This is a genomic window from Oceanirhabdus sp. W0125-5, assembly GCF_027938815.1.
Classification (GTDB): domain Bacteria; phylum Bacillota; class Clostridia; order Clostridiales; family Clostridiaceae; genus Oceanirhabdus.
In genome coordinates this window covers 2717351-2740508 of the sequence record NZ_CP115913.1, presented here as the reverse complement: position 1 = coordinate 2740508, position 23158 = coordinate 2717351, and the positions used below count along the sequence as shown (strand labels likewise).

The window sequence follows — 23158 nt, the reverse complement described above, 5'->3', positions numbered from 1 at the left end:
CACCCCTTATTTACGTAGTCTTGGGTCTAGTGCATCTCTCAGTCCATCACCAAGGAAATTAAACGCCAAGATTGTTATACAAATTGCAATCGATGGATATATAAGTTGATATGGATTTGTCCATAAGCTTTTTAAAGCTTCATTAGCAATTGTACCCCAAGAAGCTTGTGGTGCACTTACTCCTAGTCCTATAAAACTCAAAAATGCTTCAGTAAATATAGCAGCTGGAATCATCATTGTCATAGAAACAATAATTGGCCCCATTGCATTCGGTATAAGATGTTTTGCAAGTATTCTCCATGTACTAGCTCCAACAGTCTTAGCGGCTAATACAAACTCTTGCTCCTTCAAACTCAATACTTGCCCTCTAACTAATCGTGCCATTCTAACCCAATAAACTAAACCAAAGGCAATTATTATAGTTTTAATACCATTACCTAAATAAACGGATAATAATATAACAATCAATAACAATGGAACTGTACTGATTATATCAACAATTCTCATCATTACATTATCAACTTTACCCCCAATATAACCTGAAATTCCTCCATAAAAAACTCCTATAAAGAAATTAACCATAGTTGCTACAAATGCTACAAACAATGATATTCTTGCACCAAAAACTATTCTTATAAATAAGTCTCTTCCTAAGTGATCTGAGCCTAGAATATAACTTTTATTTCTCATTGTTTTATTAATAGTCATTTCTTCTCCATTAAGTCTAAGTTCAAACTTTTTAGCATTTGGATCTTTACTTCTTGCTGTTTTTTTTGCGAAACTATAATCTAAAATAATCTCATTTTCATTTAATTCATACCTTTTATAAGCTTTAATTGGATTTATCTCTACTTCTTTTAATATATCTATAAGTTCACCTTCACCTGAAACTAAAATTAATTTATATTCATTAGTTAAATGAAAGTAATTGTTATCATCAATTTTATATACTTCAAACTTAGGTGGCATGTTAACAAACTCAAGTCTTTGATCTTCATAAGAATACTTTGAAATCATTGGTGCGAAAATTGCTGTAAGTGCAATTATAATTATTAAACTAAGTCCAACCATTGATAGCTTGTTCTTTTTTAATCTTCTCCAAGCATCCTGCCAATAAGTAAGACTAGGCCTCTCAATTTTATCTTTTTCTAATTCTTCTTTTTTAACCTTTTGCCATTTTGGAGATATTTCCATTTTCGTATTAGCCATCGACTTTCCCTCCTTAGTCAAATTTTATTCTTGGATCAATAACAACATAAAGAACATCAACGATTAATATCATAACTAAATAGAAAATTGAAAATACAATCGTTGCACCCATTAAAGTGGTGTAATCTCTATTCCCAACACTTTCAGTAAAATGTTTACCCATACCAGGTATAGCAAAAATCTTTTCAACAACAAAACTACCTGTTAAGATAGCAGCAACAGTTGGTCCAATATATGTTACCACTGGAATGAGAGCATTTCTTAATCCATGTTTGAATATTACTATTGACTCAGGTAAGCCTTTAGCTCTAGCTGTTCTGATATAATCCTGCTGCATAATCTCTAGCATACTTGATCTTGTTAGCCTTGTAACAAATGCAAGTGAGAATCCTCCTAGTGCTACTACAGGTCCAATATAGTGCTTCCATGAATCAAGTCCATGGGATGGTAATATATTTAGCTTATAACAGAAGAAGAATATAAATAATGTTGCCAACACAAACCCCGGAATACATACCCCCAATGTGGACAAGAAAGAAATCACATAATCTGGTGCTTTATTTTGCTTTATAGCGGCTATAATACCAAATGGAACACCAATTATTAATACCATAAGCACAGCATATATACCAATACTTGCAGATATAGGGAAACCTTGTTTCATTAAATTAGTAACTTCTACACCAGGTCTAGCAAATGATGGTCCTAAATCACCCTTAACTAATCTCGCCATATAATCTAAATACTGTTTATGTATCGGATCATTTAAATGGTATTTTTCTTCTAGTGCCTCAATTACTTTTTCAGGAAGTTTTTCGTTTTTTGAAAATGGCCCCCCTGGAATAGCTTTCATTAAGAAAAACGTCACCGTTGAAATTAAGAATAAAGTGAATATGGCTGATAAAAATCTTTTCAGAAAAAATTTTAACAATTTCATCTCTCCCCTCTTAAAATGCTCATATACTTCTGAATTTTCTGATAATAAAAAGTATATTTCACTCAAATTTCATTTATGTATAATCACCCGTTTATAATTAAAGCACTTTTATAAATAATAATTTATTTTACTTACTTTGTCAACTCATACAAATAATTACATTTTAATCCATTCACCAAAATCACCTCTTGAATTTTTTAAATTCTATTATAAGATTTTCTTAAATCCTATGTAAATAACATTATTACTTGTCGTTTTATTACAAATTATTCCTATTTTAAGTTCCCTACAAAACCATTTTACATTTTTATTTAAAATATACTCTCCCCTTAATTTGCAACCCCTCCCTCCAAAAATATCATTTTATCATTTGTAATTTGTAGATTATTCTTCTTTTTTGTTTATTAAAATACAAAACCTTTCTATATTGTAAGCATTTTACCGCTCTATTTTTAATAAAAAAAAGGCAAGAATTAAATTCTTGCCTTCAAATAAATATCTACTATTTTTAAAATTTATGACTATTTTAAAAACATCATAAAGGTATCAATTAACTCCTTTACCCCATCATCAGTTTCCTTGTCCTTAATATCTAAACAAGTAGTTGAGTAATGCTCTAAAATCAAGCCCCCAACTTTATTTACTGCTGATCTCACGGCTGCTACCTGCACCAGAATATTTCTGCAGCAGGTTTCACTGGATACCATCTTTTCAATTCCTTTTACTTGACCTTGTATTTTTCTTAATCTAATTATTATATCCTTATTTCTTTTTTCAATTTCTTCTTTTTTAATTTGTTCATTTATTTTTTCATTTTCCATATATTCAAGAGTAACCTCTTTCCCCCTTTCACAATTACATTTATAATTATACCTTTATATTATGACCATCGAGTTAATTTTTATATTAAAGTCTAAAAATACTTATTTTTTTCTTATATAAAGTATATCATTTTATTATGCAATATTCCATATTCTAATTATTTATAGAAACTTACTATTATATTAGTATAATTTACACTTGAAGTTAATGCTTGCCATACACTATAATTAATTAATAATTTAATTAACTGGAGGAGATATTATGGAATGTACAATTATGGCTATCGCTATTAATCCAAGAACTAAAGCAGCACCAACTGTTCAAGAAATCCTTACTAAACATGGATGTATTATTAAAACAAGATTAGGACTACACGAGGTATCTGAAACTACTTGTTCACAAAGAGGTTTAGTTTTACTTCAATTAAAACAAGATGCTGAAAACATTGAACAACTTAAAACTGATCTTACAAACATAGATGGCGTTACAGTTAATACAATGGTGATATAAAACATAACTCAAAAACTGAAAACGTAAAGTTGAAAACGTAGGATGATTCTGACTTACATCAGAATCTATATTTTATTGTTCTTAATAACAAAGGGGTTTTACTCATTTAATCTTTAGATGAAATATTGTATTTTAAATTACAATATTTCATACTAATCAAATGAGTAAACCCCTATTATTTTTACAAAAATACAATTAGAATTTCTCGGAGAGAAATATCATTCGTTTTCCACTTTCCACTTTCAACTCTCAATTGTGTTTTTAGTCTTCTTTAACAGATATTTCAATTCCTAATTCCTTTAATTGCTTTTCATCAACTACATTTGGTGCTTCTGACATTGGACAGAATGCGTTCTGATTTTTAGGGAATGCAATAACATCTTTGATGTTATCTGTTCCAGTTAAGAACATTACTATTCTATCTAGTCCATATGCAATTCCTCCATGTGGTGGTGGACCATATTGGAATGCTTCTAATAAGAAACCAAATCTTTCCCATGCACTCTCTTTAGTAAATCCAAGAGCTTTAAACATTTTCTCTTGAACATCACTCTCATGAATTCTTATACTTCCTCCACCAAGTTCTTCACCATTTAGTACGATATCATATGCTTCTGCTCTAACTTTAGCAGGATCAGTTTCTAGTAAATGCATATCTTCTTTCTTAGGCATTGTAAATGGATGGTGCTTAGCCACATATCTATCTTCTTCTTCATTATATTCAAATTGTGGGAAATCAGTTATCCATACAAAGTTAAACTCATTGTTATCTTTCAATAATTCCAATTGTTTAGCAAGCTCTAATCTTAAAGCTCCAAGACTTTGTAATACTACTTCATCTTTATCTGCAACTATAAGTATTAAATCTCCTGTTTTAGCTCCAGCAGCTTCTATAATACTATTCAACTCTTCTTCACTGAAGAATTTAGCTATAGGTGATTTAATTCCATCTTCTTTTAGAGCAATCCAAGCTAATCCTTTAGCTCTATATGTTTTAACGAATTCGCCTAATTTGTCGACTTTCTTTCTACCCATGTCAGCGCATCCTTCTGCTACAATTGCTCTTACGCTTCCACCAGCATCTATCGCCCCTTTAAATACAGCAAATCCACAATCTTTAACAACTTCAGAAATATTGTTTATTTCCATACCAAATCTTAAATCAGGTTTATCACTACCATATTTAGACATTGCATCATCGTAAGGCATTCTCTTAATTGGTAACTGAACATCAATTCCTTTAACTTCTTTAAACAATCTCTGTATTAATCTTTCATTTACTTCAAGTACATCTTCCATATCAACAAAAGACATCTCAATATCAACTTGAGTAAATTCTGGCTGTCTATTAGCTCTTAAATCTTCATCTCTAAAACATTTTACAATTTGGAAGTATCTATCGAATCCAGAAACCATTAATAACTGCTTGAAAATTTGTGGAGATTGTGGCAGCGCATAAAACTTACCAGGGTAGTTTCTACTTGGAACAAGATAATCTCTTGCCCCTTCTGGCGTACTCTTTGTTAACATTGGAGTTTCCATTTCTAAAAATCTATTCTCATCAAGGAAATCTCTGATTACCTTAGCAGCTTTATGTCTAACAATAAGTTTTTCTTGCATATCAGGTCTTCTAAGATCAAGATATCTGTACTTTAATCTAATATTCTCTGATGCATCTAAATTTTCTTTTATGTATATAGGAGGAGTTTGAGATTCTGATAAAATTTTAATACTCTCACCTTTAAGCTCAACCATCCCAGTTGGAATTCCCTTATTTGGAGATTGTCTCTGTACAAGCTCTCCCTGAACAGCGATAACATATTCTGGTTTCACAAGGTCAGCTTTTTTGAATGCTTCCTCGTTAATTTCTTCTCCGAAAACAACTTGAAGTATTCCTTCTCTATCTCTTAAATCTACAAATACAAGTCCTCCAAGATTTCTTTTTCTTTGAACCCATCCCATAACTGTTATCTTTTGGCCAATATGCTCTTCTCTACATTCGCCACACATAATACTTCTTTTTAAACCATTTAAACTTTCACCCATATTACTTCCTCCTTTTAAACTTTCCTGAGCATTTTTACTTTTTCCTCAGTAATCTCCTCAACTTTATCTATATAGGTTCTCACATCTTTATTATTAGCTAATCTCTCAATGATATCATTATCAAATAGAAATTTAGAAATACCATTAGCACCTACTGCAATAATTGTTTGAGTATCTTCTATCATAGCAATATTATATACACATTCTCTTCCCTTAATAGAATACCCTATGTTTTCCATATTGCCAAGCATATTTTTTTGTCTATACATATAATAGGGTTTCATATTCATTCTTAACGAGAGCTCTTCAACCTGTTTAAACATTTCTACTATTTCATGTTGTTCTGGTATATAAAGTGATTTTTCTACAACAAGCTTCTCATATAGTTTTGATCCCCTTTTGATAGATAATCCATGTACAGTTATACTCTCTGGTGAGAGTCTTTCAATTTCTTCACAGGTTCTCTTAACTTCATTTAGACCTTCACCAGGAAGCCCAATTATTATATCCATGTTTATATTCTCATGACCTAACTCTCTAGCCATGTTAAATATATTTATTACATCTTTCGAATCATGCGTTCTTCCAATACTTTTGAGAGTAAGATCATTCATTGTTTGAGGGTTTATACTTATTCTATTGACACTCATTTCTTTCATACACAATAATTTATCATAAGTAATTGAATCCGGTCTACCACATTCAACTGTAAACTCTCTTATGTCAAAATTTGTGATAAAGTTATCTTGAATGCTCTTCATAACAACTCTAAATTGTTCATCATTTACTGCAGTTGGAGTTCCACCGCCAAAATATACAGTATCAATAGTTAAATTAAGCCTCTTTATCTCCTCTGATGTAACCTTCATCTCCCACAGGAGCGTTCTTATGTACTCATTAACTTCTTTCCCCTTCCTTCCTATTGGATTGGAAGTGAAAGAACAATATAAACATTTACTTGGACAGTATGGCATACCTATGTATACACTTATCTTATTTTTATCTTCATCCATCAACTCTAACTCGTTTTCTGCAACTTCTATACATAATTTTGCTTTTTCTTCACTGGTCAATGATGTCTTATGATAAAACTCTACAATATCATCATAGCTTTTTCCTTCTTTTATAAGCGACATTGCTCTTTTACTAGGTCTTATACCAATTAAAGTACCCCAAGGAAATACTTTTCTTGTTTTATCTTTAAGATAAGAAAAGATTCCTTTTCTTATCTCTTCTTTAAAGTTATCATCTTCTGAAATGTTATATTCCCATAGTTGTTCTTCATTAATAATACTAATTCCATGATTGTTAATTATAACTTCATATTCATAGTTCTCTTCATGAAACTCAATCTTTAGATTTTGATAATATATATTAAACATCTGATAAACATCATAAGAATAACGTTCATCATTTAATTTAATTATAAGTTTATTTTTGTTTAAAATTTTTTTCATTAAAAACTTACCTCTATCTTACAAAAGAGTTTTCCCTCTTCTCATCTTTTATAGTTGTTGCTGTTCCATGCCCAGGATATACAATAGTGTCCTCTGGAAGCGTGTATAGTTTTTCCTTAATACTTTTTTCAATTAAAGCACTATTCCCTCCATCAAGATCTGTTCTACCAATAGATCTATAGAATAAAGTATCTCCAGTAAAAACAACATCTCCAACTCTAAAACTGATACATCCTGGAGTGTGTCCTGGTGTTGCTATACACTCTATCTTCATTTCTCCAACTTCAATAACATCGCCAGATGCTATATGCATATCAGCTCCATTAGATAAAAGAGGACCATATAATTTCACTCCACTCATAATAAGCTTATCATCTTCACTAGAAATTGCAATTTTTCCACCTACAGCTTCTTGAAGTTCTGCAGCGCCTGTTGTGTGATCTAAATGACCATGTGTAAGTAAAATGTACTCAACATTCATGTGAATTTGATTTAACCCCTTTAATATATCATCTACATCTCCACCTGGATCAATAACAAACCCTTTACCACTAACTTCATCCTTCACAAGATAACAATTAGCTCCATAAATCCCTGCTACTACTCTTTTTATAATCATAGAACCCTCCAAATGTTAGAAATCTTTCTTGCTCTCAAGTAAAAGTGTCACTGGTCCATCATTTAAAATATGAACATCCATCTCAGCACCAAATTCTCCAGTTTCAACTTTAACTTCATTTTTACATGCATCTACAAACTTTTCATATAGTATTTCTGATTCTGCGCCCCCAAGTGCTCTCATAAAGTTTGGACGTCTACCTTTTCTGCAATCTCCATAAAGAGTAAATTGAGAAATTATTAAAAGTTCGCCCTCAACATCTAGAAGCGATTTATTCATCTTTCCATCTTCATCTTCAAATATTCTTAAATTAATAATCTTATCTTTTAGGTATTTTATATCTTTCTCATCATCTTCTTCACAAATACCTAAGAGAACATTTAATCCTTTTCCTATTTCCCCTATAGTTTTACCATCTACCACAACTTTTGATTCTTTAACTCTTTGAACTACCGCTCTCATAAATAAGCACCCCTCATCTTACTTTTTAAGTCTATAAATCTCTAATATACCATCAATCTTTCTAAGTCTTTTTATTACATTTCTTATATGCTCTGTACTATTAACTCTTATTTTTAAATTGATTAATGCTATACCATCACTTTGAGTAACGGCATTTATTGAACAGACTGGTGTTTTATACTTTACAACACATTCCATAACATCCGCTAAAATCCCATCTCTATTTACACTCTTCATCTCAATTTCACTGATGAATTCTTTAGATTCAATTTTACCCCAGTTAACATCTATTATTTTTTCGCCTTCTGTTTTCAATAGATTGCTAACATTTTTACAATCTTTTCTGTGTATAGATATTCCTCTTCCTTTTGTGACATAACCTATTACATCATCACCTGGAACAGGATTACAACATTTTGCAAATCTAACCATAAGATTGTCTGCACCCTTAATAACTAACTCTTGGTTTTCATTATCAGTTTTATTACCTTTCTTAAGAAGTGCTGATATTCTTTCTTGTTCCTCTTCGATTGTAAGTTTTTCTTTATTTGCCTTAATAAGATCACTTATCTTATTAAATACATAGTCAACAAGAATTTCGCCTGAACCTATTTCTGCAAAAAGATCTTCAAAAGTCTTTATATTAAATCTTTTAAATAACTTTTCAATATTCTCTTCAATAAGTAACTCATAAAGAACTACTTTCATCTTTTTACACTCTTTTTCAAGCATTTCCTTACCAACTCGAATATTTTCTTCTCTCAGCTCTCTTCTAAACCAAGCTTTAATCTTACTCTTCGCCTGATTACTTTTTACAAATGCCAACCATCCTCTGCTAGGTGCTTTCATTCCTGGTGAAGCAATAACTTCAACGATCTGACCTGTTTTTAGTTTATAATCGATAGGAACTATTTTACTATTTACTTTTGCACCTACACATCTATGTCCAATGTCCGTATGAATTCTATACGCAAAATCCACAGGAGTCGATTCAGATGGAAGATTTATTACATCACCTTTTGGTGTGAATACAAAGACTTCATCTGAAAACAAATCTATTTTGAATGAATCCATAAACTCAGCCGCATCTGATGTTTCACCTTGCCATTCAAGAATATCTCTTAACCACGTCAGTTTGGTTTCAAATTTGTCCTCACCATTTTCTGTCTGACCCTCTTTATACTTCCAATGAGCAGCAATACCATATTCAGCCGTTTTATGCATTTCCCAAGTTCTGATTTGTATCTCAAATGGTTTTCCTTGTGGGCCAATAACAGTTGTATGTATCGATTGATACATATTAGGTTTAGGCATTGCAATATAATCTTTAAATCTCCCAGGAATAGGTTTATACAATGTATGCACTATACCTAGAGCTGCATAACAACTACCTACATCTTCTACAAGGATTCTAAGAGCTGTTAAATCAAAAATCTGATCTAGACTCTTATTTTTGTTTTTCATCTTTCTATAGATACTATAGAAGTGTTTTGGTCTACCTTCAATTTCAGATTCAATACCCGCTAATGAAAGTTTATCAGATAATTCTTCTATAATGCTATTTATATACAACTCTCTTCCAGCTCGTTTTTCTGCAATCTTTCGAACAAGGTTATAATATTCATTAGGATCTAAATATCGTAGAGATAAATCTTCAAGCTCCCATTTTATTTTGGAAATTCCCAATCTATGAGCAAGAGGTGCATAAATATCAATCGCCTCTTTAGCTTTCTCTTTTTGTTTCTCTATTGGCATATATTTAAGAGTTCTCATGTTATGAAGTCTATCTGCTAATTTTATTAAAATAACTCTTATATCTTTAGCCATAGCAAGAACCATTTTTCTTACATTATCCGCTTGCTCTTCTTCCTTAGACTTATACTTTATCTTTTCTAATTTAGTTACCCCATCAACAAGAATTGCAACCTCTTCATTGAACTCTACCTTTACATCATCAAATGTATAATGAGTATCTTCAACCACATCATGCAATAAAGCCGCAGCTATAGTATTCTCATCTAAATTCATTTCAGCCAATATACAGGCCACTTCAAGTGGATGAGTAATATATAGTTCACCAGATTTTCTTCTCTGGTTCTCATGTGCATCATTAGCAAATCTAAAAGCCTTCTCTATGAATTTTTTATTAATATTACTTCCATTTTCATCGAGTATATTAAAAAGTTTGATCAACATACTAATTACCCCTAAATTAAACGACTGGTCATTAAACCAGTCGTTAATACATATTTTTATAGAATTATTATATTATATACTTTGGAATTATGCAATTAATCATTGAAATTTTCTTTAAATATCATATTTTAGAAGTGAGTTTATATCATATCCTTCTAATTTATCTCTTCCTTTTAAATCTGTTAGTTCAATAACAAAATTCAAAGAAGCTACTTCTCCACCTACTTCTTCAATAAGTTTTGCAACTGCTGCTACTGTACCACCTGTAGCTAATAAGTCATCAATTACAGCAATTCTCTGTCCTGGCTTAATAGCATCTTTATGAATTTCTAATCTATCTTTACCATATTCTAAATCATATTCTACAGCATAAGTATCATACGGTAACTTTCCAGGCTTTCTTACTGGAATAAAACCAATTCCTAATTCATTAGCAACAGGTACTCCAAATAAGAAACCTCTCGCTTCTGGACCAGCAATCAAATCTATATTTTTATCTTTTAAATGATCAACAATTTGCTTAATTGTTTCTCTAAGTGCTTCTCCATCTGCCAACAATGGCGTTATATCCTTAAAACTAATCCCTTCAACTGGGAAGTCTTTAATTATACGTATACTATCTCTTAAATCCAATTTAATGCCCCCTAATATTAATTTATTATATTACACTAAAAGTAATCCACTTATTATTATATCTCATGAAAGTTTTTTTTTCAATATGCCCTCTTTTCATGAGTTCTTTTCTGTTCACTTTCTTTAATTAAATACTTTGCAATCTGTCTAGCTCTTTGTTGATTATCAGTGGTAAATAACTCTACTAAAATCTTTGAGTCATCCATTCTTCCCAGTGCATTCAACGATGGCTTTACACCTTCAATAACCAATTGAACTGTTGACAAATTTATCTCATTGATATTATTCATTTCAAATAAAGCCTTTATACCATAGTTATTTGTATTATGTAGTTTATCTATCCCTAATCGGATTAATGATCTATTCATATCTTTAATAGCCAAATCAGAACTAATTATAGCTAACATGATTAAATCAGCATATTTATAGAATACACTTGTTCTATAATATGATGAAATACCTTCTATTATATCAAAAACTAATATTGCCTCCGTGGTTCTCTCTTTTCTATAACCATCCATCTTAGCTTCATTCAAAATATAATTTTCTTGATAGTACTTAGCATCCTTTTTTACTACTATAAAATCAATCCCATTTTCCCTTAAAATTTCATTTTCTTTATGAGATTGAAGATCACACCCAATCAGTATTACAAGTTTAGCTCCAAAAGCTTTAATATAATTATCAATATAGTCCTTTGTTAACTTACCGTCTAAAGTAAACTCATTTGGTGTAAGGTATTCAACATCAGCATTTAAATACCTTAAAGTTAGCAATAATGATGAGAGACTTAAAATACTCTCTGAATCATTATTTGAGAACACCACTATCTTATCCCTATATGTAATTGCATTAATAACCCTCTTCAAACTGTTTTCCAAATTATATGCCATAATACTACCCTTGTCTAGAATGATATTTTTCTCTACTCAATCTTGTTTTATTATTTTAAAAGAAGTTTTGAGAAGCATCTTATATTATAATTGAAAACATGAAAGATTACAAGGTTTGAGAGTATTTTGTTTCCCAAGTGATTTAAGGGGATTTTATTTAATACTTGCTTAAAGTCTTCTAATGAATGAAGAGAGGAATAAAAGAAGTTGACAGCTTTATAAAACCGTAATGGAAAATTGAGAATGGATAATGGAGAATGATGGATGCTTCTGACTAAGGTCAGAAGCTACATTTTGTTGTTCTTTAGAATAATAAGATTTTCTCATTTTATTTTAAAATAAAATATTGTATTTTCCTTCAAACTTATTATTTAATATTATCAATCAAATCATATTTTAAATTCAAGAAAAGTTTACTACACATTGAACATGTTCCAACTTTAATATTTTAAATATAACGTTTCATTACCTAAAAAACTGATTAAGAAAAACGTTCAGTCGAATATATAATATGTAATAAAAGATTTAATGAGATATTGTTTCTATATTCATAACAGAAGTTAACTAATCTTGTTCTAACTACTAGGTATTTTTGATCTTTATATCTTAATATATATTTTTTTCATTACAAGTACAATGTTTCATTCCACTGAAACGAGTAAACCAATTTTTATCCAAGGAACAATATAATTAAAATTTCTCGTAGAGAAATGTCCATCATTCTCCATTCTCAACTCTCCATTCTCCATTAAAAAAAAAGCATGCGAACGCATGCTTTTTTTATTTATATGCTTTTTTTAATCTTTTATTAATCATTACCCAAACTGGACTAGCTATGAATATTGATGAATAAGATCCTGATAATACCCCAACAATTAAAGGTAAAGTAAATTCTCTTATTGCTGGTACAAGTATAAATAAACATACTATTGTCATTAATGTAGAAATTGACGTATTAATCGATCTTGAGATTGTTTGTCTGATACTGCTATTTGCTAGTTCGTTAAGCGGTAATTTTCTATTTTTATTTTTATTCTCTCTTACTCTATCAAATACAACTATAGTATCATTTATAGAGTAACCAAGAATAGTTAACATAGCTACTATAAACGGTGTATTAATCTTCACATCGAAAATAGCATAAACACTCAATGTTATTAAAATATCATGTAGTAACGCAATAATTGCAGCAACACCAAATGTAATTTCAAATCTAAAAGTTATATATATAAGCATCGCAATAGTTGCAGCTACAACTGCTATCCACGCTGTTTTAGTAAGTTCTTTACTTACTGTTGCACCTATATTTCTTTCCGATAAAACATAGTCATCTTTCAACTGAAATTTTTCTTTAATTTCTTTGTGTAATTTACCTATGCTTTCTTTTTCAATAACTCCTTGCTTAAATGATAACTCAAGTTCTGTTTTGTTCATAATTCTTTTTTCAGTATCATCAACATCACAGTACTTTGAAATGATATTATCTATTTCAGCGCTTTCCTCTTGGCTCATCTCTTTCTGAAAATCAATCTTTACAACTGTTCCACCTTTAAAATCAATACCAAAATTCAGACCATTAGTAAACATAAAGAATAGTCCTGCTAAAACTATTATAATTGAAATAGAAAACCAAATTTTACTTTTCTCTACTATCTTTAGCATACTACACTACCCCCTTTTCACACCGAAGTGTCCAGGCTTCTTAAGTATACCTATGGACATTCCAAGCTTTAACATGTATTTTGTGAACACAAGAGCAGTAAACATACTTACAGCTATACCAATTAATAACGTTAATGCAAATCCTTTAACAGCTCCTGTACCTATAAAGTAAAGTATAAGTGCAGCAATTAATGTTGTTACATTTGCATCTACTATAGAAATTAATGCTCTGCTATATCCTGCTTCTAAGGCAGTTCTTGGAGATTTTCCAAGTTTAATTTCTTCCTTAATTCTTTCAAAAATCAGTACATTTGCATCTACTGCCATACCTATTGTTAACAGTAAACCAGCGATACCAGCTAAAGTTAATACTCCACCTAAGCTTGCAAAAATATTCATATCTAAAACAACAAATAATAATAACGCGATAGATGATATAACTCCAGGTACTCTATAATAAATTATCATGAATGCCATAATGATAAGAATACCAATCATTCCTGCTTTTGTACTTAATGGTACTGCATTTTCTCCTAATGTTGCACCTACTGTATCATATGATTCAATCTTTAATGTAACTGGCAGTGCTCCTGAGTTAATCAAGTTAGCTATACTGCTCGCTCTTGATTCGCTCTCAATCTGATTTATCACAGCTTCTCCGTCTGAGATTACACTAGATACTATTGGACTAACAATTTCATCTTCATCTAAATATATTGAGATTCTCTGATTTAGAAACTTTTTAGTAGCTTCTTCAAACTTTACAGCACCCTCTTTATTAAGACTTAACGAAACCAGTGGTTGCCCAATATCATTTCTTCTAGCGATAGCTCTCTCAACATTTTCTCCAGTTAAGATTGTTTCACCATCTGGACCAACAAACTTAAGTTGACCAGTCTTACCAACAAGGTTAATAACTTCCTCAGAATCATATACTCCTGGTATTTCGATTCTGATTCTATCTTCCCCGTCTCTTGCAACAACAGTTTCACTTATCCCTAATTTGTTTACTCTCATTTCAATTAGTTCTTTTGTTCTAGCCATTGCACTTTCTTCTAAGGTTCTTCTAATAGTGGCAACACTCTCATCTGGGTTGCTCTCCTTATATTTCTGAACCTCTTCATCACTTACATTGTAATCTTGAACGGATTCTATTACCGAAATCCCTCCTACAAGATCTAACCCTTTTCCTATACTTTCACTTACAGGCTTAAATCTATATGTATTAAATACTGTAAGCCCCTTGAAGCTAGCAAAAGAAAAAATCCCTACAAATAAAACGATGATTAAAAATATTAAGGTGCCTTTTCCTTTCTTCATGTATATCCTCCTTTACTCGCAAGTTAAATCAATATCCATAGGATTAATTATAAATCCTCTAGGGTAAATAGTCAATATTTCCAATTTGATACTTTCATTTTTTTACTCTTTTTCCATCTGTAGAGCTTTTAATGCAATTGCACATTCAATTCTCTTCTTTTGAAGTTCACACCCTAACTCATATGGTATATTCATATCTCCATTAAAGCTATGATTATTAGCTTGGCAACCCCCACTACAGTAGAATCTAGCCCAACATCCTGTACACATTTCTTTATTATAAATATGTGCACACTTGAAAGTTTTCATGATATCTTCATTTAATTTTTCACTATCTAACGTACCCATTTTATATTCTTCTTGACCAACAAATTGATGACAAGGATATACTTCACCTTCTGGAGTTACGGCTACATATTCATGACCAGCTCCACATCCGCTGATTCTCTTATATATGCATGGTCCACCTTTTAAATCCACATTAAAATGATAGAAATTGAATCCTTCTCCCTTTGAACTCTTCTCAGCCATATATTCGTAAAGTTTATCATATTCACCCTTAATTGTTTCAACATCTTCTGGTTGTAATGCCAATGGATTCTCAAATGGTAGAACAACAGGTTCAATAGAAATTTCCTTAAAGCCTTCTTCTACAAAATGTTTTACATCTTGGAAAAAGTCAAGATTATTTCTTGTAAAAGTTCCTCTAACATAATGCATCTTGTCCTTATCTCTCTTAGCAACCATTTCTTTAATTTTAGGAAGAATAGCATCATAACTACCTGTTCCATCTTTTCTTGTTCTCATTGCGTCATTAATACTCTTTCTTCCATCAAGACTAAGAACAATATTCACCATATTTTCATTAAGATACTCAATGATTTCATCGTTTAATAATGTAGCATTAGTTGTCATTGTGAATCTGATATTCTTTCCTTTTTCTGCTCCAACTTCTTTACCATATTCAACAATTTCTTTTATTTCTTTCATAGCCATAAGAGGTTCTCCACCGAATAAATCAACCTCAATATTTTTTCTAGGACCTGAATGTTTTATAACAAAATCAATTGCTTTTTTACCTACCTCAGCAGACATTCTCTTCTTTCCACCATGGTACTCCCCTTCATCTGCAAAGCAGTATTTGCATTGAAGATTACAATCATGAATAATATTTAAGCAAAGTGCCTTTATAAAAGATGGTCCTTCTTGCCCTTTAATAGCAACGTCTCTATATAATTCTTCAGAATATAAATACCCCTCATCCACAAGATATTTAAGTTCTTCGTATGCTTCTTTTATGATTTCTTCTTCATATTTACCATTTAAATTTTTCTTTACACTTTCAAAACTTAAGAATTCTTCATCGTCTAAAATATCAAAAACTAATTCATCAATTTTATGAAGTGATCCTGAGTTGATATCAATAACAAAATAATCGTTTCCCTGTTTAAATTTATGAATTAACGCCACTGTCATTTCCTCCTGTTTTTCATATTTATCAATTAATTTTATTGACTTAAATAAATGATTATAAAAAAAATTTTGCCACTTTTTCACATTTTCCTAATGATGTAGAAATTATAGTTTAAAAAACCAAAAACTCTTTTTTAACAAACTCAAAGCAGTAACTGACGTTACTGCTTTCAAAATGTTTTTTAGTTTTCACACTGTAAGTTTCCAACTGTACATGAAGTTTTACATGCAGATTGACAAGAGTTTGCACATTCTTTACAACCAGGCTTCTTTAATGTGTCTTTTAAGCTAGACTTATTAATAATTTTAATGTGTTTCATGTTAAATCTCCTCTCATCCCAATTATTCTGATTAATTATAACATAAAAACATAGTTTAAAAAAGTTTTTTATGGATACTTTTTCATTTATATAACTATTATTCTATGTTTTCATCATAATATATGAATTTAATTAGAGATTTATTCCAAGCATACCAGATAATGTTCCAACCACTAAAGCTAATGCGAATCTTACTACATCTCTCATGACAAAAACACTTTCTCTTCCCGCTCCTATTGATGCCAAATAAATACATACACTATAAATTGCAGCAACCAATAACCCAACTATCCATCCTTTTTTACCTGCTTTTCTAGCAGCATATGATGCACCATATAATACGCTTAAACATGTAATTATCATATATACCACAGATTTTACAGAGTCATTATCTCCAAATATTGATGTTACCCCTGTGAAGATGATAAGCAGTATTAGAGTTACTACACAAGCCCTGATTGCCCCTTGTCCTACACATATGTAATTAATTTTTTTATACATAAAAACCCTCCTATTTCTCTTTTCTAAATAATTATGAGAAATAGAAGGGTAATATTCTAGATTACAAAATATTTATTATTTTTTTTCTTCAGATGTTGTTGCTACATCTTTAGTTTCATTGCTTTCAATTGCAAAAATCCCTGTTTTAAGCATTTTGATTCTTGCTCTATCTGGACCAGATTCAAGAATTATGTAATCGTCTTTAATATTTATTATCTTTCCAACAATTCCACCTTTAGTTGTAACTTTATCATTTACCTTCATAGCATCTAACATTGAAGAATATTTCTTTCTTCTTTTCTTGTCTGGTACAATGATTAAAAGGTACATCATTCCAAACATTATACCGAAAACAACCAACATTTGAATTAATTGTGCTCCCATTACAAACTACCTCCTCAAAAAAATATTATAATTCCTATTAAATCATAAAAATGAAAATAATTCAAATGAATTATGCTCTACCGTTCCATTCTTCTAATTTTTGCTTTTTATATTGTTTGAAATATCCACCATCTATAGCATCTCTAATTTCTTCCATAAGCTTATTATAGAAGTATAGATTATGAAGCACACACAATCTCATTGCAAGCATCTCTTTCGCTTTAAATAAATGCCTGATATATGCTCTGCTGTAATTTCTACATGCAGGACAATCACATCCCTCATCAATCGGTGCACCATCTAGTTCAAATTTTTTATTGAATAGATTTATCTTACCATGCTTAGTAAATACATGACCATGTCTTCCATTTCTAGCAGGAAGTACGCAATCAAAGAAATCTACGCCTCTATCAACAGCCTCAAGTATATTACTTGGCAGCCCCACTCCCATAAGGTAAATAGGTTTGTCATGTGGTAAATGCGGCGTTACATTTTCTATGACATCATACATTTCTTCATGAGTTTCTCCAACAGCCAATCCACCTATTGCATATCCATCAAGATCCATATCTACAATAGTTTTTGCATGTTCAATTCTAATATCGTTGTATACTCCACCTTGGTTTATTCCAAATAACATTTGATTTTTATTTATAGTTGTTTCAAGTGAATTCAATCTATCAACTTCATTTTTACACCTTTCAAGCCATCTTGTAGTTCTAGCTACTGAATCAATAACGTACTTTCTAGTTGAAGGGTTTGGAATACATTCATCAAAAGCCATTGCTATAGTAGAAGCAAGGTTACTTTGTATCTGCATGCTTTCCTCTGGTCCCATAAATATTTTTCTTCCATCAATGTGAGAACTGAAGTATACTCCCTCTTCTTTAATCTTTCTCATACCAGCTAAAGAGAACACTTGGAATCCACCTGAATCTGTAAGGATAGGTCTATCCCAATTCATGAACTTATGTAATCCACCCATTTCTTTAACAACATCATCTCCTGGTCTTAAATGAAGGTGATAAGTGTTAGATAGTTCAACCTGACATCTTATTTCCTTAAGATCCATTGATGATACTGCCCCTTTAATAGCTGCAAGTGTACCAACATTCATAAAAACAGGGGTTTCTATAGTACCATGTACTGTTTCAAATCTCCCTCTTCTAGCATTTCCGTCTTTCTTCAATAATGTATATTTACCCATTATTTTCTCCTCTCTATATATCCTTTATCGAATGAACATAGCATCTCCAAAACTGAAGAATCTATAGTTTTCTTTTACTGCAATGTTATATGCGTTAATAATTTTATCTCTAGTACTCAATGCACTAATAAGCATAATAAGTGTAGATTCAGGTAAATGGAAGTTAGTTATAATACCATCGATAACTTTAAATTTGTATCCTGGATATATAAATATTTCTGTATCCCCTTTTTTCTCTTCAAGTTGACCATTCTCTTCTGCAGCACTTTCAAGCGTTCTACATGAAGTTGTACCAACAGCAATTACTCTTCCACCATTTTCTTTTGTCTCATTTATTATCTTTGCTGCTTCCTCGTCAATCTCGTAATATTCAGAATGCATATGGTGCTCAGCTATAGTTTCTGCTTTAACTGGTCTAAAAGTCCCTAAACCAACATGCAGTGTAACATATGCTAATTTCACACCTTTATCCTGTATTTTCTCAAGTAATTCTTCTGTAAAATGCAATCCTGCTGTCGGTGCTGCTGCAGAACCCGCTTCTTTTGAATACACTGTTTGATAACGTTCTCTATCTTCAAGCCTCTCTGTTATATATGGAGGTAGCGGCATATTCCCTAGCTCATCTAAAATTTCTTCAAATACTCCATCATACTCAAACTTTATAATTCTGCTTCCTTCTTCTCCAATTCCTGTTACTTCACATTTTAATCTTCCATCACCAAAGACAAATCTTGTTCCAGGTTTAGCTTTTTTTCCTGGCTTAACAAGGCTCTCCCATGTATCTTTATCTATTCTCTTTAATAACAGGAATTCAACTTTTCCTCCTGTATTTTCCTTTGCTCCAAATAATCTTGCTGGAAGAACTCTAGTGTTATTTAGAACTAAACAGTCTCCCTCATTAAGATAATCTACAATATCCTTAAATACTTTATGTTCTACCTCTCCACTCTCTCTATCATAAACCATTAATCTAGAAAGATCTCTCTTCTCTGCCGGTTTCTGAGCAATCTGTTCTTCAGGTAAATCAAAGTAAAAATCTTTAACCTTCAAATTTTACACCCTTTCTCTAAGACATTCTTATAGATTCTAATGCCTATGTTATATTTTAGCCGCATTTATGATACTTTATTAACTTTCCCAAGGTTATTTAAAAAATTGACTCTTGAATCAACCTTTTACCCCTTTTTATATTGAAGTGCTCATATGCTCTATCACCTGCAACTCTGCCTCTTGGAGTTCTTAAAACAAACCCCTTCTGTAGAAGATATGGTTCATAAACATCTTCTACTGTAGAACTTTCTTCCCCAATAAAGTATGCAAGTGTTTCCACCCCTACTGGTCCACCATTAAAATTATTTATGATTGCTTTAAGAATCTTGTTATCAATCTTATCAAAGCCTTCATGGTCTATCTCAAGAAGTTCTGCAGCTTTTTGAACAATCTCTTCTGTAATTATTCCATTTCCTTTAACTGCACAATAATCTCTAACTCTTTTTAAAAGTCTATTAGCTATTCTCGGAGTACCTCTAGATCGTCTTCCTATCATTTCTGCAGCACTTTCAATTATATCTACATTTAAAATATCAGCTGATCTGACTACAATTTCTCTAAGTTCATCTATTTCATAGAATTCCATAGGACACATAACCCCAAATCTATCTCTAAGTGGTGATGTTAATAATCCAAGCCTAGTTGTAGCTCCAATCAGTGTGAATTTGGGTAGATCTATACGAATTGATTTAGCAGCAGCACCTTTACCAATAACAATATCTAGGGCATAATCCTCCATTGCAGGGTAAAGAATTTCTTCAACTGCTCTATTTAATCTATGTATCTCATCAATAAATAGCACATCATTATCCTTTAAATTTGTTAATATGGCTGCCAAATCCCCTGCTCTTTCAATTGCTGGTCCTGAGGTAATTTTTAATTCTCCCCCCATTTCCCTGGCAATAATATTAGCTAGAGTTGTTTTTCCAAGTCCTGGTGGTCCATAAAGAAGAACATGATCTAGTGCTTCATCCCTGAGTTTTGCTGCTTGAATGAATATATCTAGTTTTTCTTTCACCTTTTTCTGCCCTATATATTCTCTCAAATTTTGGGGTCTTAATGAAAATTCGCTATCGTTATCTTCAAACATTTCTTGTGAGGTTATTATTCTATCATCCATAATTATTCACCTCTTCACTTATATAATTCAAATACTCTAAAATTTTGTAGCTATAATAATTTCACTGTTAATTCATAAGAAGTTTCAAACTTTCCTTTATGATATTTTCAATTGTATCACTCTTATCAACTTTCTTAAGCACTTTATCTGCCTCTTTTTGAGTATAACCTAAAGCCATTAACGCCTCAGCAGCTTCTTCAGCATTTGAAATATTCGAACTTTCATCTAGTAATTTTATCTGAATATTCTCATCAAATTCATCAAGCTTCTTAACCTTATCTTTAAGTTCTAAAATAATTCTCTGAGCAGTCTTTTTCCCTATACCAGGCGCCCTTGTAAGAGTTTTATCATCCTCATTAACTATAGAATATTTTAATGTTTCAATGTTAGCAATTGACAATAATGATAAGGATGCTTTAGCACCAACACCATTAACATTCAGCAGCATATTAAACATATTTAATTCATCCATTGTTAAAAAACCGTATAATCCAATAAAGTCTTGTCTAACAATCTGCTCAACATATAACTTCACATCTTCCCCTATTATAGGCATCTGTGCAATTGTAGTTCCTGAAGTGAATATTTTATATCCAATATTATTATTTTCTACAATTATGTAACCTTTGCTTAATCCTTCATACTTCCCTTTTATGTATTCGTACAAAACTTCACCACCCTGATTTTGTTCTATATTATACTTTACCATTATACGAAAAAATGTTCAACGAAAAAATACGCACTGAGTGCGCTAAATTAAATGTAGAATTGATAATGGAGAATGTAGAATGATGGATGCTTCTCCCTTACGTGAGAAGCTACATTTTATTATACTTTAAGAAAAAGCTGTTTACTCATTTTATCTAAGATAAAATGAGTAAACAGCACTGATTCATTCCAGTTAAACGAGTGAATCTTAATATCCAAGGAACGATAAATTAAAATTTCACAGAGTGAAATATCATTCATTCTCCATTATACATTATCCATTATCAATTTGTTTTTATTCGCTCTCTTTTATTATAAACGTAGGAAGTGTGTAACACTCATGTAACCCTGAAATTATTGGATTTTTTCCAACTCTAGAATACAGTCCTGCCATTTTCTCATTGTACATATATATACCTGTAATGTTATTAAACTCACATTGTACAATATCATCTTCTGTTACTTCAAGTAATGTTGTCTTATGTGGGGTATAATACTCTTGAATTAAATAATCTTCATCTTTACATTTAAATAATTTTTCTCTCCACATTTCATCTGTGAAATCTTTACCTGCATATACTCCTCTTGATGCATATAAATCGCTAGGTTTCAAAATCAGCTCATCTTTATCAGCTATAAGTTTATTAATGTCCCAACCATCTCCTTCAAAATACTTAGTTAAAGGTATGTGTTCTTCTATGAAACTTATCTCTTCATCTGTTAAAAAAGCTTTTGTTTCTTCATCATGTAATATTTTAAAGATTCTCTTGTTGTGTATTATTTGTGATTTTATTGGTCCAATTACGCATACTTTCCCACTTAAGCATCCTTCAATAAAGTCCTTTATTTCATCACTTCTATCTATTATTTCTCTCGTCACAAGTCTTCTATACACAATATCAATCTTGGTATCATTGTGATATAAAGTACTTTCTTTGAATGTTACATCTCTAGGATCTACAATAATAGCTTTAAATCCATTTTCCTCAAAAGCTTTTTTAAAAACCTTAAATTCATTAACTGTTCCACCACCTGACCAATCTACAATAGCTACAGTTGTTTCTTCCCCCTTAACTCCACCAAATTCAGTGTACATTTTTTCACATTCCTTAACCCAACTATTAAATAATTCGAAATTTTCTTCATTAAAATCATGTGGGATATTATCAAATATTCCACTTTCTCTAAATATTTTACCAAGTTCTCTATCTTCATTCATAGCTGATGAGCCATCTGCATTTAATTCACAGAACTTAAATTTTCCTATCCCTTTATAAAACAAATCAATTCGTGCCATTGGAACATATGCCCTAAATCCATGCTCAACCCTAATTAATTTATCTAATAAACTCCCAAATCTGAATTCTTTTCTATATTCATAATTTGTAAGATATCTATCAATAACTTTTCTTAAAATCCCCATCATAGTTTCAGATAACTTTATAAATTCATTTAAATCTGATTCTGTGTACATTTTAGGCATATATAAGAATGGAATAGGTTCTCCCTTATACATTGCAGTTGAATTCTTAACTTTCTTAATCATTTCTTTATAGTTTTTTATATGTTTTTCTTTATTCTTTAAAATTTCTTTCATATAAAATCTTTCAATTTCTAATCTATTCATTA

General features: G+C 31.0%; 22 protein-coding genes. 1 reads left to right on the top strand and 21 read right to left on the bottom strand.

Annotation, left to right across the window (positions count from 1 at the left end):
- Positions 1–6: 6 nt before the first annotated feature.
- The 3 genes from OW730_RS12595 to OW730_RS12585 all read right to left on the bottom strand — a co-directional run bounded on the left by OW730_RS12595 (position 7) and on the right by OW730_RS12585 (position 2967).
- Positions 7–1209, bottom strand: coding sequence for an ABC transporter permease (locus tag OW730_RS12595; protein WP_271229363.1), 1203 nt, complete (start codon positions 1207–1209; stop codon positions 7–9).
- Between the two features lie 13 nt (positions 1210–1222).
- Positions 1223–2146 carry an ABC transporter permease gene (locus tag OW730_RS12590; RefSeq protein ID WP_442945422.1) on the bottom strand — a complete coding sequence of 308 codons (924 nt, stop codon included), beginning with the start codon at positions 2144–2146 and terminating at the stop codon, positions 1223–1225.
- A 521-nt stretch (positions 2147–2667) separates the two neighbouring features.
- Positions 2668–2967 carry a metal-sensitive transcriptional regulator gene (locus OW730_RS12585; RefSeq protein ID WP_271229361.1) on the bottom strand — a complete coding sequence of 100 codons (300 nt, stop codon included), beginning with the start codon at positions 2965–2967 and terminating at the stop codon, positions 2668–2670.
- Positions 2968–3229: 262 nt separating this feature from the next.
- On the opposite strand from OW730_RS12585, the gene OW730_RS12580 reads away from it, so the two are divergent.
- The gene (locus OW730_RS12580; RefSeq protein ID WP_271229360.1) at positions 3230–3478 is read left to right on the top strand and encodes a hypothetical protein; all 249 of its coding nucleotides are present in this window, start codon (positions 3230–3232) and stop codon (positions 3476–3478) included.
- A 261-nt stretch (positions 3479–3739) separates the two neighbouring features.
- On the opposite strand, the gene aspS is transcribed toward OW730_RS12580, so the two are convergent.
- The 18 genes from aspS to OW730_RS12490 all read right to left on the bottom strand — a co-directional run bounded on the left by aspS (position 3740) and on the right by OW730_RS12490 (position 23156).
- Positions 3740–5524 carry an aspartate--tRNA ligase gene (gene aspS / locus OW730_RS12575; protein WP_271229359.1) on the bottom strand — a complete coding sequence of 595 codons (1785 nt, stop codon included), beginning with the start codon at positions 5522–5524 and terminating at the stop codon, positions 3740–3742.
- 14 nt (positions 5525–5538) lie between these two features.
- On the bottom strand, positions 5539–6981 hold the full coding sequence (locus OW730_RS12570; protein WP_271229358.1) for a coproporphyrinogen III oxidase: 1443 nt from the start codon (positions 6979–6981) through the stop codon (positions 5539–5541).
- A 13-nt stretch (positions 6982–6994) separates the two neighbouring features.
- Positions 6995–7600 carry an MBL fold metallo-hydrolase gene (locus OW730_RS12565; RefSeq protein WP_271229357.1) on the bottom strand — a complete coding sequence of 202 codons (606 nt, stop codon included), beginning with the start codon at positions 7598–7600 and terminating at the stop codon, positions 6995–6997.
- 15 nt (positions 7601–7615) lie between these two features.
- The gene (gene dtd, locus OW730_RS12560; protein WP_271229356.1) at positions 7616–8062 is read right to left on the bottom strand and encodes a D-aminoacyl-tRNA deacylase; all 447 of its coding nucleotides are present in this window, start codon (positions 8060–8062) and stop codon (positions 7616–7618) included.
- 18 nt (positions 8063–8080) lie between these two features.
- Positions 8081–10258 (bottom strand): RelA/SpoT family protein, encoded by a 2178-nt coding sequence (locus OW730_RS12555; RefSeq protein ID WP_271229355.1) that lies wholly within the window; start codon positions 10256–10258, stop codon positions 8081–8083.
- Between the two features lie 114 nt (positions 10259–10372).
- On the bottom strand, positions 10373–10891 hold the full coding sequence (locus OW730_RS12550) for an adenine phosphoribosyltransferase (RefSeq protein WP_271229354.1): 519 nt from the start codon (positions 10889–10891) through the stop codon (positions 10373–10375).
- 80 nt (positions 10892–10971) lie between these two features.
- Entirely contained in the window at positions 10972–11784 is an 813-nt protein-coding gene (locus OW730_RS12545; protein WP_271229353.1) for a hypothetical protein, read from the bottom strand.
- A 780-nt stretch (positions 11785–12564) separates the two neighbouring features.
- Entirely contained in the window at positions 12565–13446 is an 882-nt protein-coding gene (secF, locus tag OW730_RS12540) for a protein translocase subunit SecF (RefSeq protein WP_271229352.1), read from the bottom strand.
- Positions 13447–13452: 6 nt separating this feature from the next.
- Positions 13453–14766, bottom strand: coding sequence for a protein translocase subunit SecD (gene secD / locus OW730_RS12535; protein ID WP_271229351.1), 1314 nt, complete (start codon positions 14764–14766; stop codon positions 13453–13455).
- 102 nt (positions 14767–14868) lie between these two features.
- Positions 14869–16236 (bottom strand): thioether cross-link-forming SCIFF peptide maturase, encoded by a 1368-nt coding sequence (gene scfB, locus OW730_RS12530; RefSeq protein WP_271229350.1) that lies wholly within the window; start codon positions 16234–16236, stop codon positions 14869–14871.
- A gap of 185 nt (positions 16237–16421) precedes the next feature.
- The gene (scfA, locus tag OW730_RS12525; RefSeq protein ID WP_250861744.1) at positions 16422–16559 is read right to left on the bottom strand and encodes a six-cysteine ranthipeptide SCIFF; all 138 of its coding nucleotides are present in this window, start codon (positions 16557–16559) and stop codon (positions 16422–16424) included.
- A 132-nt stretch (positions 16560–16691) separates the two neighbouring features.
- The gene (locus tag OW730_RS12520) at positions 16692–17060 is read right to left on the bottom strand and encodes a TIGR04086 family membrane protein (RefSeq protein WP_271229349.1); all 369 of its coding nucleotides are present in this window, start codon (positions 17058–17060) and stop codon (positions 16692–16694) included.
- 75 nt (positions 17061–17135) lie between these two features.
- Positions 17136–17444 carry a preprotein translocase subunit YajC gene (gene yajC / locus OW730_RS12515; protein WP_271229348.1) on the bottom strand — a complete coding sequence of 103 codons (309 nt, stop codon included), beginning with the start codon at positions 17442–17444 and terminating at the stop codon, positions 17136–17138.
- Positions 17445–17514: 70 nt separating this feature from the next.
- Positions 17515–18651 (bottom strand): tRNA guanosine(34) transglycosylase Tgt, encoded by a 1137-nt coding sequence (gene tgt / locus OW730_RS12510; protein WP_271229347.1) that lies wholly within the window; start codon positions 18649–18651, stop codon positions 17515–17517.
- A gap of 24 nt (positions 18652–18675) precedes the next feature.
- Positions 18676–19701, bottom strand: coding sequence for a tRNA preQ1(34) S-adenosylmethionine ribosyltransferase-isomerase QueA (gene queA, locus OW730_RS12505; protein ID WP_271229346.1), 1026 nt, complete (start codon positions 19699–19701; stop codon positions 18676–18678).
- Between the two features lie 97 nt (positions 19702–19798).
- A complete protein-coding gene (gene ruvB / locus OW730_RS12500) occupies positions 19799–20821 on the bottom strand; it encodes a Holliday junction branch migration DNA helicase RuvB (protein WP_271229345.1) in 1023 nt (340 codons plus the stop codon).
- Positions 20822–20888: 67 nt separating this feature from the next.
- A complete protein-coding gene (ruvA, locus tag OW730_RS12495) occupies positions 20889–21488 on the bottom strand; it encodes a Holliday junction branch migration protein RuvA (RefSeq protein WP_271229344.1) in 600 nt (199 codons plus the stop codon).
- A 336-nt stretch (positions 21489–21824) separates the two neighbouring features.
- Positions 21825–23156 (bottom strand): glutathionylspermidine synthase family protein, encoded by a 1332-nt coding sequence (locus OW730_RS12490; RefSeq protein ID WP_271229343.1) that lies wholly within the window; start codon positions 23154–23156, stop codon positions 21825–21827.
- Positions 23157–23158: the final 2 nt, after the last annotated feature.

Coding starts and splice junctions, on each gene's coding strand:
- tgt (WP_271229347.1), bottom strand. CDS start 18,651: ATGGGTAAATATACATTATTGAAGAAAGACGGAAATGCTAGAAGAGGG.
- OW730_RS12555 (WP_271229355.1), bottom strand. CDS start 10,258: ATGTTGATCAAACTTTTTAATATACTCGATGAAAATGGAAGTAATATT.
- dtd (WP_271229356.1), bottom strand. CDS start 8,062: ATGAGAGCGGTAGTTCAAAGAGTTAAAGAATCAAAAGTTGTGGTAGAT.
- OW730_RS12490 (WP_271229343.1), bottom strand. CDS start 23,156: ATGAATAGATTAGAAATTGAAAGATTTTATATGAAAGAAATTTTAAAG.
- OW730_RS12585 (WP_271229361.1), bottom strand. CDS start 2,967: ATGGAAAATGAAAAAATAAATGAACAAATTAAAAAAGAAGAAATTGAA.
- aspS (WP_271229359.1), bottom strand. CDS start 5,524: ATGGGTGAAAGTTTAAATGGTTTAAAAAGAAGTATTATGTGTGGCGAA.
- secD (WP_271229351.1), bottom strand. CDS start 14,766: ATGAAGAAAGGAAAAGGCACCTTAATATTTTTAATCATCGTTTTATTT.
- OW730_RS12590 (WP_442945422.1), bottom strand. CDS start 2,146: ATGAAATTGTTAAAATTTTTTCTGAAAAGATTTTTATCAGCCATATTC.
- OW730_RS12565 (WP_271229357.1), bottom strand. CDS start 7,600: ATGATTATAAAAAGAGTAGTAGCAGGGATTTATGGAGCTAATTGTTAT.
- secF (WP_271229352.1), bottom strand. CDS start 13,446: ATGCTAAAGATAGTAGAGAAAAGTAAAATTTGGTTTTCTATTTCAATT.
- OW730_RS12580 (WP_271229360.1), top strand. CDS start 3,230: ATGGAATGTACAATTATGGCTATCGCTATTAATCCAAGAACTAAAGCA.
- yajC (WP_271229348.1), bottom strand. CDS start 17,444: ATGGGAGCACAATTAATTCAAATGTTGGTTGTTTTCGGTATAATGTTT.
- OW730_RS12520 (WP_271229349.1), bottom strand. CDS start 17,060: ATGTATAAAAAAATTAATTACATATGTGTAGGACAAGGGGCAATCAGG.
- OW730_RS12545 (WP_271229353.1), bottom strand. CDS start 11,784: ATGGCATATAATTTGGAAAACAGTTTGAAGAGGGTTATTAATGCAATT.
- OW730_RS12595 (WP_271229363.1), bottom strand. CDS start 1,209: ATGGCTAATACGAAAATGGAAATATCTCCAAAATGGCAAAAGGTTAAA.
- scfA (WP_250861744.1), bottom strand. CDS start 16,559: ATGAAACACATTAAAATTATTAATAAGTCTAGCTTAAAAGACACATTA.
- ruvB (WP_271229345.1), bottom strand. CDS start 20,821: ATGGATGATAGAATAATAACCTCACAAGAAATGTTTGAAGATAACGAT.
- OW730_RS12570 (WP_271229358.1), bottom strand. CDS start 6,981: ATGAAAAAAATTTTAAACAAAAATAAACTTATAATTAAATTAAATGAT.